This window comes from Celeribacter ethanolicus (assembly GCF_002407265.1).
Classification (GTDB): Bacteria; Pseudomonadota; Alphaproteobacteria; order Rhodobacterales; family Rhodobacteraceae; genus Celeribacter; species Celeribacter ethanolicus.
In genome coordinates this window covers 1858423-1871197 of the sequence record NZ_CP022196.1, presented here as the reverse complement: position 1 = coordinate 1871197, position 12775 = coordinate 1858423, and the positions used below count along the sequence as shown (strand labels likewise).

The 12775-nt window shown below is 61.1% G+C and carries 15 protein-coding genes; 9 read left to right on the top strand and 6 right to left on the bottom strand.

Annotation, left to right across the window (positions count from 1 at the left end):
• The first annotated feature begins 301 nt into the window (after positions 1–301).
• The 8 genes from CEW89_RS09270 to CEW89_RS09235 all read left to right on the top strand — a co-directional run bounded on the left by CEW89_RS09270 (position 302) and on the right by CEW89_RS09235 (position 6872).
• Complete coding sequence (locus CEW89_RS09270; protein ID WP_096805703.1) at positions 302–862, top strand: F0F1 ATP synthase subunit delta; 561 nt, start codon at positions 302–304, stop codon at positions 860–862.
• Positions 862–2400, top strand: coding sequence for a F0F1 ATP synthase subunit alpha (gene atpA / locus CEW89_RS09265; RefSeq protein ID WP_066705151.1), 1539 nt, complete (start codon positions 862–864; stop codon positions 2398–2400). The genes CEW89_RS09270 and atpA overlap by 1 nt, the downstream gene beginning before the upstream one ends.
• A gap of 17 nt (positions 2401–2417) precedes the next feature.
• Positions 2418–3290: a F0F1 ATP synthase subunit gamma gene (locus tag CEW89_RS09260; RefSeq protein ID WP_066705149.1), complete on the top strand. Its 873-nt coding sequence runs from the start codon at positions 2418–2420 to the stop codon at positions 3288–3290.
• 49 nt (positions 3291–3339) lie between these two features.
• Positions 3340–4056 (top strand): hypothetical protein, encoded by a 717-nt coding sequence (locus CEW89_RS09255; RefSeq protein WP_066705147.1) that lies wholly within the window; start codon positions 3340–3342, stop codon positions 4054–4056.
• 98 nt (positions 4057–4154) lie between these two features.
• On the top strand, positions 4155–5585 hold the full coding sequence (gene atpD, locus CEW89_RS09250) for a F0F1 ATP synthase subunit beta (protein WP_096805702.1): 1431 nt from the start codon (positions 4155–4157) through the stop codon (positions 5583–5585).
• Between the two features lie 24 nt (positions 5586–5609).
• Entirely contained in the window at positions 5610–6017 is a 408-nt protein-coding gene (atpC, locus tag CEW89_RS09245; RefSeq protein WP_066705142.1) for an ATP synthase F1 subunit epsilon, read from the top strand.
• A 69-nt stretch (positions 6018–6086) separates the two neighbouring features.
• Complete coding sequence (locus CEW89_RS09240) at positions 6087–6440, top strand: hypothetical protein (RefSeq protein WP_066705140.1); 354 nt, start codon at positions 6087–6089, stop codon at positions 6438–6440.
• Between the two features lie 84 nt (positions 6441–6524).
• Positions 6525–6872, top strand: coding sequence for an H-type lectin domain-containing protein (locus CEW89_RS09235; RefSeq protein WP_066705139.1), 348 nt, complete (start codon positions 6525–6527; stop codon positions 6870–6872).
• A gap of 72 nt (positions 6873–6944) precedes the next feature.
• Here the strand turns inward: CEW89_RS09235 and CEW89_RS09230 are convergent, their stop codons facing one another.
• Positions 6945–7961 (bottom strand): ribose-phosphate pyrophosphokinase, encoded by a 1017-nt coding sequence (locus CEW89_RS09230; RefSeq protein ID WP_066705137.1) that lies wholly within the window; start codon positions 7959–7961, stop codon positions 6945–6947.
• A gap of 112 nt (positions 7962–8073) precedes the next feature.
• Between CEW89_RS09230 and CEW89_RS09225 the strand changes: the two genes are divergently transcribed.
• On the top strand, positions 8074–8685 hold the full coding sequence (locus tag CEW89_RS09225; RefSeq protein WP_066705135.1) for a 2-hydroxychromene-2-carboxylate isomerase: 612 nt from the start codon (positions 8074–8076) through the stop codon (positions 8683–8685).
• Positions 8686–8723: 38 nt separating this feature from the next.
• Here the strand turns inward: CEW89_RS09225 and CEW89_RS09220 are convergent, their stop codons facing one another.
• The 5 genes from CEW89_RS09220 to CEW89_RS09200 form a co-directional block, all read right to left on the bottom strand.
• The gene (locus tag CEW89_RS09220; RefSeq protein WP_096805700.1) at positions 8724–9761 is read right to left on the bottom strand and encodes a threonine aldolase family protein; all 1038 of its coding nucleotides are present in this window, start codon (positions 9759–9761) and stop codon (positions 8724–8726) included.
• A complete protein-coding gene (locus tag CEW89_RS09215) occupies positions 9761–10210 on the bottom strand; it encodes a YcgN family cysteine cluster protein (protein ID WP_066705131.1) in 450 nt (149 codons plus the stop codon). The genes CEW89_RS09220 and CEW89_RS09215 overlap by 1 nt, the downstream gene beginning before the upstream one ends.
• Entirely contained in the window at positions 10207–11133 is a 927-nt protein-coding gene (locus CEW89_RS09210; RefSeq protein WP_096805699.1) for a bifunctional riboflavin kinase/FAD synthetase, read from the bottom strand. The genes CEW89_RS09215 and CEW89_RS09210 overlap by 4 nt, the downstream gene beginning before the upstream one ends.
• A gap of 30 nt (positions 11134–11163) precedes the next feature.
• Entirely contained in the window at positions 11164–11607 is a 444-nt protein-coding gene (locus CEW89_RS09205) for a MaoC family dehydratase (protein WP_066705277.1), read from the bottom strand.
• A 259-nt stretch (positions 11608–11866) separates the two neighbouring features.
• A complete protein-coding gene (locus CEW89_RS09200) occupies positions 11867–12739 on the bottom strand; it encodes a TIGR01459 family HAD-type hydrolase (RefSeq protein WP_066705127.1) in 873 nt (290 codons plus the stop codon).
• Between the last annotated feature and the right edge of the window lie 36 nt (positions 12740–12775).

Here is a 12775-nt window from a genome sequence, read left to right as displayed (position 1 = left end):
GAAAATGGGGCGCGGAGAGGGGAATCGCACGAATCCGTGAAGGCCTTCCGCATCCTGTGTGAAATTTTTTTGCGCCCCGGCGGTGGTTTCCGCCTAAGCCGCTGAAATCCAAACAAAGCAAGTTTGCCAGTGTTGGCGCTAAACTGTCGTAACAAGGTTGCGGCATGGTCTGGGCTCTGCTACATCCACGCTGATTTTGTTGCCTGCGTGTGCTGCGCGGGTCAATCAAGCTGCTCATTCCCGACACGAGATCCCGCAAGGGGCGACCGGGGACGGGCCCTAAGACATCGGAAGGGTGGACGTGTCCGAACCAGCTTCGATCTCCGGCGGCATCGCCGTCCGTTACGCAACGGCCGTTTTTGAACTGGCCAAGGAAAGCAATGCCATCGCGGCGCTCGAGGGGGACGTGGCGACGCTGTCTTCCGCGCTCGCCGAGAGCGACGATCTCAAGGCTTTGATCACTTCGCCGGTCTATACCCGCGAAGAGCTTGAAACCGCGATCAAGGCGATTGCCGCAAAGGCCGGTCTCTCCGGCATCGTCACCGGCACGCTCGGGCTGATGGCGCAAAACCGCCGTCTGTTCGTCCTGCCGCAGCTCGTCGCCAAGCTTGGCGATCTGCTGGCCGAGGCGCGCGGCGAAGTGACCGCCGAGGTGACTTCCGCCAAGGCGTTGACCAAGACGCAGACCACCAAACTTGCCAAGACCCTCTCCGAGAAATTTGGCAAGACCGTGAACATCAATGCGACCGTGGATGAAGCCATCATCGGCGGTCTTGTCGTTAAGGTGGGCTCGAAGATGATCGACACCTCGATCGCCTCCAAGCTCAACTCCCTCCAGAATGCAATGAAAGAGGTCGGATAATGGGAATCCAGGCAGCTGAAATTTCTGCGATCCTTAAGGAGCAGATTAAAAACTTCGGCCAGGAGGCCGAAGTCGCTGAAGTGGGCCGCGTGCTCTCCGTCGGTGACGGGATCGCACGTGTGTACGGCCTCGACAACGTCCAGGCCGGTGAAATGGTCGAGTTCCCGGGCGGGATCATGGGCATGGCGCTCAACCTCGAGGCCGACAACGTCGGTGTCGTGATCTTCGGCTCCGACCGTGACATCAAGGAAGGCGACACCGTCAAGCGCACCAAGTCCATCGTGGACGTGCCCGCCGGCGACGCGCTTCTCGGCCGCGTGGTCGACGGTCTCGGCAACCCGATCGACGGCAAAGGCGCCATCGCCGCTTCCGAGCGTCGCATCGCCGACGTCAAGGCGCCGGGCATCATCCCGCGTAAATCCGTGCACGAACCGATGGCCACCGGCCTCAAATCCGTCGACGCCATGATCCCGATCGGCCGTGGCCAGCGTGAGCTGATCATCGGTGACCGTCAGACCGGTAAAACCGCCGTGGCGCTCGACGCGATCCTGAACCAGAAGTCCTACAACGAGGCGGCTGGCGACGACGAGAGCAAGAAACTCTACTGCATCTACGTCGCTGTCGGTCAGAAGCGTTCCACCGTGGCTCAGCTCGTCAAGAAGCTCGAGGAAACCGGTGCGATCGAATACACCACCATCGTGGCTGCCACCGCGTCCGACCCGGCGCCGATGCAGTACCTCGCGCCCTACACCGCGACCGCGATGGCCGAGTACTTCCGCGACAATGGCCGTCACGCCCTGATCATCTACGATGACCTGTCGAAACAAGCCGTGTCCTACCGTCAGATGTCCCTGCTGCTTCGCCGTCCGCCGGGGCGTGAAGCTTACCCGGGTGACGTGTTCTACCTCCACTCGCGCCTGCTGGAACGTTCCGCGAAGCTGAACGAAGATTTCGGCGCTGGCTCGCTGACGGCTCTGCCGATCATCGAAACCCAGGGCGGTGACGTGTCCGCGTTCATTCCGACCAACGTGATCTCCATCACCGACGGTCAGATCTTCCTCGAAACCGAACTGTTCTACCAGGGTATCCGCCCGGCTGTGAACACCGGTCTGTCCGTGTCCCGCGTGGGCTCCTCGGCTCAGACCAAAGCCATGTCCTCCGTGGCTGGCCCGGTGAAACTGTCGCTCGCTCAGTACCGCGAGATGGCCGCCTTCGCTCAGTTCGGCTCCGATCTGGACGCCGCAACTCAGAAACTTCTGAACCGTGGTGCGCGTCTGACCGAGCTGATGAAACAGCCACAATACGCGCCGCTGACCAACGCCGAAATCGTCTGCGTCATCTTCGCGGGCACCAACGGCTACCTGGACAGCATCCCGGTCTCCGAAGTTGGCAAATACGAAGCCAAACTTCTCGAGTTCCTGCGCAACCAGAAGAAAGACGTGCTCGACTGGATCACCGTTGAGGATCCGAAGATCAAAGGCGAGCCGGCCGACAAACTCAAAGCGGTTCTGGACGAATTCGCCAAAACCTACGCTTAATCCTGAAGGACGCTTAGATGCCCAGCCTCAAGGATCTCAAAAACAGGATCTCGTCGGTCAAATCGACCCGCAAGATCACCAAGGCCATGCAGATGGTGGCCGCTGCGAAACTGCGGCGGGCACAGGATGCGGCCGAGGCCTCGCGCCCCTATGCAGAGCGGTTCAACGCTGTGCTGGGTGCGCTGTCGGCATCGGTCGGTGGCTCCGATACCGCGCCCCGGCTTCTCGCCGGGACCGGCAAGGACGATGTGCAGATGCTCGTCGTCATGACGTCCGAGAAGGGTCTGTGCGGCGGCTTCAACACGAATATCGTGAAGCTGGCGCGCACCCGCATCAAAGAGCTTCTGGCGGCTGGCAAGACGGTGAAAATTCTCACCGTCGGCAAGAAAGGCCGTGAGCAGCTCAAGCGGGATTATGCGGACCTGTTCGTCGGTCACGTGGACCTCACCGAGGTCAAGAAAGTCGGCTACGTCAACGCACAGGAGATCGCAAAGGATCTTCTGGCGAAATTCGACGCGGGCGAGTTCGACGTGGCGACGATCTTCTACGCGAAGTTCGAGAACGTCGTGACGCAGGTTCCGACCGCCCAGCAAATCATCCCGGCGGCTTACGAAGTCGAAGAGGGTGCGGTGAGCGCGCTCTACGATTACGAGCCCTCCGAGGAAGGCATCCTTGCCGACCTCCTGCCGCGCGGTGTGGCCACGCAGATCTTCTCGGCTCTGCTCGAGAATGCCGCCTCCGAACAGGGCGCGCGGATGTCCGCCATGGACAACGCGACGCGCAACGCGGGCGACATGATCGACAAGCTGACGATCGAGTACAACCGTTCGCGTCAGGCCGTGATCACCAACGAGCTGATCGAAATCATTTCGGGCGCTGAAGCGCTCTAGATGGGTGGAGTAGGGATTGTCTGTCGTACCGCGATATTTTGAGCCTGAAATGGACCATGAGTACACGTTCTCCGTGTGCTCGTTGGTGCGTGACATGGCGCGGTACGACAACCTCCTGACGTCCTTCGCAGAGTTTGGGTTCACCACTGAGAACTCGGAGTTTCTGGTTGCCGACAACCGGGCGCGCAACGAGTTCGACGGCTACAACTGGCACAAGCGGCTGTATGGCGAATGTCGTGGCAAGTATATCATCTACTGCCATGAGGACATCGTCCTCATCGACCACGGTTTCGATCGTCTCGTCGAGGCGCTCGAAGAGCTGGAACAGCATGACCCGCGTTGGCTGGTCGCAGGTGTCGCGGGCTGTGCGTGGCGGCAGGACAACGGGCAATCCCGTCACCAGATCCTGCGCATCACGGACAAATACGGCAAGGACCGTCGGCATGGCGAGATGCCGGGGCGCGTCGAGTCGCTGGACGAATGTTTCATCGTCACGAAGCGCGAGAGCCCGGTGTTCTCGTCCTACGATCTGTCCGGGTTCCATTACTACGGGGCGGACCTCTGTTCGATGGCGGAGCTTGCCGGTGGAAGCGCGTATGCGATTGATTTCCACCTGCGGCACGACGGCAATGCCGCACGTGGGAAGTCGTTTCGGCAATGCAGGAAAGCGTTCCTCGGGAAGTATTCGAAAATCTACCCCGGGCGTAAGCTGTTCTGTACAACCGGAGAGGTGCAAATCCCTGGCGGCTGGTATGATATAACTTAGCTCTCAAGTCTCACGTGCGGCGCGTGACCGTGCCGTAATCAATCACAGGTGCCACAAAGCTATCGCTGGCAATTTGGAAAGAAACAAAGGAACACACAATGGTTCAACTTGGATCGAAAGGCAAGATCACTCAGGTGATTGGCGCCGTTGTCGACGTGCAGTTCGAAGACGCGCTTCCTGAAATTCTCAACGCGCTTGAGACCGACAACAATGGCAACCGTCTGATCCTCGAAGTGGCTCAGCACCTCGGCGAGAACACCGTGCGTACCATCGCCATGGACGCGACCGAAGGTCTCGTGCGCGGTCAGCTCGTGACCGACACCGGTGGCCCGATCACCATTCCGGTCGGCAATGCGACCCTTGGTCGTATCCTCAACGTCGTCGGCGAGCCGGTCGATGAAAAAGGTCCGGTCGAAGCCACCGAACGCCGTCCGATCCACGCCGAAGCTCCGGAATTCTCCGAGCAGGCGACCGACACCGAGATCCTCGTCACCGGCATCAAGGTGATCGACCTTCTCGCGCCTTACTCCAAAGGCGGTAAGATCGGTCTCTTCGGCGGTGCCGGCGTGGGCAAAACCGTTCTCATCATGGAACTGATCAACAACATCGCGAAAGTGCACTCGGGCTTCTCCGTGTTCGCCGGTGTTGGCGAGCGGACCCGTGAAGGCAACGACCTTTACCACGAGATGATCGAATCCAACGTGATCAAGCCGGACAACCTCTCCGAGTCGCAAGTGGCTCTGGTTTACGGTCAGATGAACGAGCCTCCGGGGGCCCGTGCCCGCGTCGCTCTGACCGGTCTGACGCTGGCTGAGCAGTTCCGTGACCAGTCCGGCACCGACGTTCTGTTCTTTGTGGACAACATCTTCCGCTTCACGCAGGCCGGTTCCGAGGTGTCCGCACTTCTCGGCCGTATCCCCTCCGCTGTGGGCTACCAGCCGACGCTGGCCACCGACATGGGTGCGATGCAGGAACGGATTACCTCCACCAAAAACGGCTCGATCACCTCGATCCAGGCTGTGTACGTGCCCGCCGACGACCTTACCGACCCGGCACCGGCCACGACCTTTGCCCACTTGGACGCAACCACCGTTCTCAACCGTGCGATCTCCGAGCTCGGGATCTACCCGGCTGTGGACCCGCTGGACTCCTCGTCCCGGATCCTCGACCCGCAGATCGTCGGCGAAGAACACTACCAGGTGGCCCGTGACGTGCAGGGTATCCTCCAGCGCTACAAGTCGCTGCAGGACATCATCGCCATCCTCGGCATGGACGAACTGTCGGAAGAGGACAAGCTGACCGTGGCCCGCGCCCGGAAAATCCAGCGTTTCCTTTCCCAGCCGTTCGACGTGGCGAAAGTGTTTACCGGCTCCGACGGTGTGCAGGTTCCGCTCGAAGACACGATCTCGTCCTTCAAGGCGGTTGTGGCCGGCGAGTATGACCACCTGCCGGAAGCGGCCTTCTACATGGTTGGCGGCATCAACGAAGTGCTGGAACGCGCCGAAAAACTCGCTGCGGAAGCCGCTTAACAGTAACCCGGAAGGAGGCCGATTATGGCTACAGTCCAATTCGATCTCGTCTCTCCCGAGCGCAAACTAGCGTCTCTGACTGTGGAGCAGGTCCAGATCCCGGGTTCCGAAGGTCGTCTGACTGCGATGGCGGGCCATGAGCCCACCATCCTCACCCTGCGCCCCGGTCGCCTGATCGCGATCGGGCCGGAGGGCGAGCTGGAGTTCATCGTGACCGGCGGTTTCGCCGAGCTGTCTCCCGAACATATTTCCGTGCTGGCCGAGGTGGCTTTGCCGCGCGGGGAAATGTCCCAGGAGATCGTCAACGAGATGATCACGCAGGCCCGCGCCGAGCACAACAAAGCGACGCAGGAAGAACAGGCGGAAACGCATTCCTTCCTCGCCGATCTCGTGCACATCGCCGAGGACCTCGGGTTCCACACCAATCTCTGATTGGATGTCGATACGGAATTGGAAAGGCCCTGCGCGATGCGGGGCCTTTTTGTTTGAAGGGATGGTTTGATGGACAAGAAATTTCAAGATGCGGTGCATGACTGGGTGCTGACCTGTTTCGGCGAAGAGATCGCGATGGATGCGGCAGAGCGCAACCGACGGTTTCTGGAAGAAGCGCTGGAACTGGTACAATCGCTGGGGGCGAGCCGGACGTTTGCCCACGAACTGGTCGATTATGTGTTTTCCCGCCCTCAAGGCGATGCGCCACAGGAAATCGGTGGGGTCATGGTGACGCTCGCTTCGCTTTGTGCGACCCATGGCATCGACCTTGCACATGAGGCGGAAAAAGAGCTGTCCCGCATCGAAAGCCCCGCAATCATCGCCAGAATTCGCGCCAAACACGCTGGGAAACCGCAGTTTTAGCAAGGGCAGGGGCGACTTTTCCCTCTTTCCTTTCCTGGGCGTTTCGAGGCAGTCTGAGCGCGGGGGACAAGATCAAAAAGACCGATGTTGAGAATTGACAGCCATCAGCTCGGGATCACGCAGGGATCCTTTGTGCTTTTTTCCGATTTCCAGGACGGCGGGGCGATGTGGACCGGCAAGGGCCCGCGTGAACTGCGCCGGGTCGTGGAATTCGACGAGGCTTTCATGCGCCCGCCCCTGGTGCAGGTGAGCTTGTCGATGCTGGACATCGACCATTCGACCAATCACCGCGTCGACATCTCCGCCGAGATGGTCACAGAGGACGGTTTCGTCATCGTCTTTCGCACCTGGGGGGATACCAAGATCGCCCGTGTGCGCGCCGACTGGACCGCCTTCGGGGCGGTGCGCCATGAGGACGACTGGGACCTCTGATCGACCGATCCGGCATGAAAAAAGGCGCGTCAGGAGGTCCTGCGCGCCTTTCTCGTGACCATGACACCGGAGTTACGGGTGATACACGCCTTCGTAGAGCGGGATCAGCGTCTTGTCTTCGAACAGAGAGGAGACGGAAGTGCCGTTCCAGGTGTTGATGATCGCTTGCGCAAACAGAGGCGCGGTGGGGACCACGCGGATGTTCTTGCACTTGGCGACCGAATCATTGGCCTCGATCGAGTCGGTGATCACCAGCGAGGACAGGCGCGAATTGGTCACGCGTTCGACCGCCGGGCCGGAGAGAACGCCATGGGAAATATAGGCGTGCACTTCGGCGGCGCCGTGGTCCATCAGAAGATCGGCGGCCTTGCAGAGCGTGCCGGCGGTGTCGACAAGGTCATCCACGATGATGCATTTCTTGCCTTCGACGTTGCCGATGACGGTCATCTCGGCGACCTCACCGGGTTTCTCGCGGCGCTTGTCGACGATGGACAGCGGCGCGTCGATCCGCTTGGCAAGCTCACGGGCGCGGGCCACGCCGCCGACGTCCGGGGAGACGATCATGATGTCGTCCATGCCGTCCTTGAAATTGTGCTTGATGTCGAGGGCGAAGACCGGCGAGGCGTAGAGGTTGTCCACCGGGATGTCGAAGAAGCCCTGGATCTGCGTCGCGTGCAGATCGAGGGTGAGAACGCGTTCGATGCCCGCTTCGACCATCATATTGGCGACGAGTTTCGCGGAGATCGGTGTGCGCGCCTTGGTGCGGCGGTCCTGACGGGCATAGCCGAAATAGGGTACCACGGCGGTGATGCGACCGGCAGACGAGCGGCGCAGCGCGTCGGTGATGATCAGAAGCTCCATGAGATTGTCGTTCGCCGGGTTTGAGGTCGGCTGAACGACGAACATGTCCTCGCCGCGCACGTTTTCGTAGACCTCGACGAAGATCTCGCCATCGTTGAACCGCTCGACACGCGCGTCGCAGAGGTCGATCGACATGCCGCGATGCATGGAGAGGCGGCGCGCGATGGCATTGGCGAGGGTGCGGTTGGCATTACCGGCGATGAGTTTGGGCTCGTGAGTCATGGGCATAGCAGCTTTCCCGGGGTGATTTTCGGCCTGGCCGTCACGGAATCGTAACGTTGACACCGCTTACCACCCCGCTAGCTTCTTGCAAACATCATGCGGCGCCGGGAGAGAGCAAATGGCACATATCGACTATTATTTTTCATTTTTGTCTGCGTGGATCTATCTCTCGGACGGACGGCTCGAAAAGATCGCGGAAAAACATGGGGCGACTGTCACGTACAAGCCCTTCGATCTGCTGACGGCGTTTGATCGTCTCGGAGCGCCACGCCCCTCCGAACGTCCCGAGGGCCGCAAGGTCTACCGGATGCAGGAGCTGAAGCGCTTCAAGGCAAAATCCGGTCTGCCGATGAACCTCACGCCACCCTTCTGGCCGACGAATGTGGCCCCGGCCTCCTATGCGCTGATCGCGGCGCAGGAGGCGGTGCGCAATGGAAGCGAGGGCGATCTCGGCAAGCTGGTGAACGGCTTGTCCGCTGCAATGTGGCGCGATGACAAGGACATTTCCGAGGATGCGGTCATCACCGCGGCGCTGAAAGACGCGGGCTTCGACCCGATGCTGTCGATGACCGGTATGCTGACAGGGGCGGAGCTTTACCCACGCAATCTCGAAGACGCGATGACGGCGGGGGTATTCGGCTCCCCCTTCTTCATCGTCACCGACACGGACGAGCGGTTCTGGGGGCAGGATCGTTTGGAGATGTTGGACGACTATCTCGGGACGCTCTGAGGCGCAGGGCGCAGAGGGGCGGGGAAACCCGCCCTCATTCAGTCGCTCAACGCAGCCAGAAGCGCATCGACATCGGCCTCGGTCGTGGACCAGCTCGCCACGAACCGGGCCAGAAGCGGCGCGTTCGGATCGCCGGTGAGCGCGGTGCCCGGTCCCCACATGTTATAGACCGCCCCCTTGGCCTTGGCTTTCACATGCATCTTGCGGGGCAGGCGGGCGAAGACCAGATTGCCCTCGACCTTGTAAGCCAGTTCGCCGCCGATTTCCGAAATTCCCTGTGCCAGACGCGCACCCATAGCATTGGCCTGCGTCGCCAGCTCAAGCCAGAGATCATCTTCGAGCCACGCCAGCATCTGCGCCGAAACATAGCGCGCTTTCGACAGGTTATGCCCACCGCGCATGCGCTGGCTCTCGAACGCCTCTTTGTAACTCGGGTCAAACAAAACGGCGGCCTCGGCCCCCATCGCCCCGGTTTTCGTCGCCCCCAGCGACAGTGTCGCCAGTTCGCGGGTCATTTCCCAAGGAGTGGCACCACTGGCCGCCATGGCATTGGCAAACCGCGCGCCATCGAAATGCAGCGGCAGGCGGGAGGCCTCTGCAAGGGCCGCGATGTCGGCCGGGCGGTAGAACTCGCCAAACTCGGTGAGGTTGGTCAGCGAGACGGCGGCGGGCGGGCTGGCGTGCACATCGTCCTTGGAGCTGTCGTTGATCACCGCTTGGCGCAGCTCCTCCGGGGTCATCCGGCTGCCTTCGCCTGTCATGAGTTTGAGCTTGGCCCCGCCCGAATAGAACGGCACGGAATTGCGCTCGTCGACCTCGATATGTGCGGTCTTGTGGCAATAGATGATGCCCCAGGGCGGGGTCATTGCGGCCAGAAGCGCGGCGTTGGTCCCCGTGCCGGAGGTCATCGGATAGACCAGCGCATCGGGGGCCTGAAACATGTCGCGCAGCCGCTCGGTCAGCTCGGCCGTCCAAAGGTCATTCGCATAGGGCGCGGCATAGCCGTCATTGGCCTTCGTAAGCGCTTCCATGAGTTTGGGGTGCACGCCGGAGGTGTTGTCAGATCCGAAAAACATCAGTTGGGCTCCTCGATGATATGGTCCTCCCAATCCTCCTCGTCGACCTCAAACTCCGGCACGGTCATGCCGCGGACGGAAATGCCTGCGGCATGAACGCTCTCCGGATCGCCGGTCAGAAGCGGGTGCCAGTCGGGCAGGGTGCGTCCCTGCCACAACAGCCGATAGGCACAGGTGGCGGGCATCCAATAGGCGTGATCGGCGATGTTCTCGGGGGTGAGTTGAATGCACTCTGGGACGAGACGTTTGCGAATTTCGTATTGCCCGCATTGGCAGGAATAATCGTCCAGAAGGCGACAGGCGACGCGGGTCAGGAACACCTCGCCGGTGTCCGCGTCTTCGATCTTGTTGAGGCAACATTTGCCGCAGCCGTCGCAAAGCGCTTCCCACTCGTCTTCGGTCATCTTGGCGAGCGGAACGGTTTCCCAGAACCGGGGGCGTTTGCTCATTCCAGGGCCCCGAGGATCTCCCGCGCCTGATCGCAATCGGCGTTCATCTGCTCGATCAGGGGATCGAGGCCCGTGAACACCAGCTCGGGACGGAGATAATCCACGAAGGCGATGGAGAGATGTTCGTCGTAAAGATCGCCTTTGAAATCAAAGATGAAGGTCTCGAGACAGGGCAGGTTCGCACCAAAGGTCGGTTTCACGCCGAGTGAGGCCGCGCCCTGGTAATGGCCCTTGTGCGGGCCGGTGAGCACATCGACGAGCACGGCATAGACACCGAATTTCGGCGCGTGCAGCCCGTCGATCGACATGTTCGCCGTTGGAAAGCCGAGGTCGCGGCCGCGCTTGTCGCCATGGTTCACCTTGCCCTCGATGCGGTGCCAGTGGCCCAGCATCTCTTGCGCGCGGCGGGGATCGCCTTCGGCCAGCGCGGCGCGGATCGCCGAGGAGGAGGATACGCCGCTGCCGGTTTTCAGAAGCTCGGCCACGGTGACCTCGAACCCCATCTGCGCACCGAAACATTTCAGCTCTTCGACCGTGCCCGCGCGTTTCGCGCCGAAACAGAAATCCGCGCCGACCACCACATGTTTGAGGCCCAGCCCCTCGACCAGGATCTCGCGGGCGAATTGCTCTGGCGTCTTGGCGGCGAGATCGGCGTTGAAGGGCAGTTGGAACAGGCGTTCGACACCGAGTTTCGCCAGACGGTTGGCTTTCGACTCGGCGTTCATCAGGCGGAAGGGCGGGGCGCCGGGGGCGAAAAATTCACGCGGATGCGGTTCGAAGGTGACGATGCCCAGCGGGCCATGGGCGCGGGCAAGGTCGATCACATGGCGGTGGCCACGATGGACGCCGTCGAAATTGCCAATGGCCGCGGAACAGCCTTTGGCCTCGTCGGGAATGTCGGTCCAGTGCGTGTAGATCTGCATGGGGCTCCTCGCGAGGCAGCCCCCGCGTCGTCAGTCGAACTTTTTGCTGGGCGCAAGCACCATGGCCTCGCCTTTCAGGACCACGGTATCGCCCACGGTGCAGCGACAATCAAGGGCAACCCGGCGTTTCGCGTGCTGGATGTCGGTCACTGTCACTTCTGCGAGCACCGTGTCGCCGGGGCGCACAGGGGCAAGAAACTTGAGGGTTTGCCCCATGTAGATCGTGCCATGCCCCGGAAGCTGTTCGCCGATCACGGCAGAGATCAGCCCGGCGGTCAGCATGCCATGGGCAATGCGTCCCTCGAAAATCGTATCCTCGGCATAGGCGTCGTCGAAATGCACCGGATTGCGGTCGGTCGAAACCTCGCCGAACAGTTCGATGTCATGATCGGTGATGGTTTTGCGCAGGGAGCGCGTCATGCCGATCTCGATGTCTTCGATGCAGATGGTGCCGCGCGGCTGATTGTCCAACATGATCTCCGATTCCTTCGTGATGTTGCGGTGCAGCATAGCGAAAAAGAAGTTAAGAAACAATATTGCGCGAAAGAAAATTTTCATGTTTGCGCAATTATTGTAAATAAGTTGCAAAAAGGGGGGCGATCTGGCCCGGTTTGCCCTGTCGGATTAACGTCGGATTTGTGTCGGACTTTTGTCGGACCCCGACAGGCCTCTCAAACATGAGAAAAGGCGTCGGATCGCTCCGACGCCCTGTTTCCTTTGCTGTCGAAAATACTCAGCGCAGGAAGGAAATCGCCGCCGTCGGCGAGAGGTTCTGTTCCGACAGCCACATCTTGAGGCGCATCGGATCGGGGTTGACCGGATCGGGGCCGAATTCCTGCGCCGCCAGACCGCCAGTGATGAACAACACGTCGAGCCCTTCGCCGATCGCGCCCATCACATCCGTGCCGATGCCGTCGCCGATGCAGAGGATGCGGTTGTCGTCGATCTGCGCGATCTGTGCCAGACGCCTGCGGGCGAGGTCGTAGATCGGCGGATGCGGCTTGCCGAAATAGAGGCTCTCGCCGCCCATCTCGGTGTAAAGCGCCGCCAATGCCCCCGCGCACCATTCGCGCACCTCGCCACGGTCCACGACGATGTCGGGATTGGCGCAGAGGAGTTTGAGCCCCTTCTGTTTGGCATAGAGGAATTGCGGACGGTAAATCTCCGGGTCGGCCAGCGGGTCCTCGGGGCCGGAGCAGACGATGCCCTCGGCCTCCTCGAGCGGCACGACGGTCACGTCGAGCGGCGCGTCGAGAAGTTCCATCGGCTGGAAGAAATCTGCTTCGAACATCTCGCCGATGTGCCAGACCTTTTGACCGACCACGCCGAGATACATTGCCAACCGCGCCGAGTCGCCCGAGGTGGCGATGGCGTCCCAGGCGTCGTCGGGCACGCCGAATTCCGCGATCTGGTCGGCGACGGAGCGCCAGGGCCGGGGGGAGTTGGTGACCAGAACGACCTTGCCGCCGCCTGCGCGGTACTTCTGCATCGCCGCGACCGCCTCAGGAAAAGCGGTGACTCCATTGTGCATGCAGCCCCAGAGGTCGACGAACAACGCGTCGTATTCGTTGGAGATTTCGGAAAGCTCTCGGATCAGGCGGGTCATCGCGGCCTCACTGTTTGCGTTGTGCCTTACCTAGCG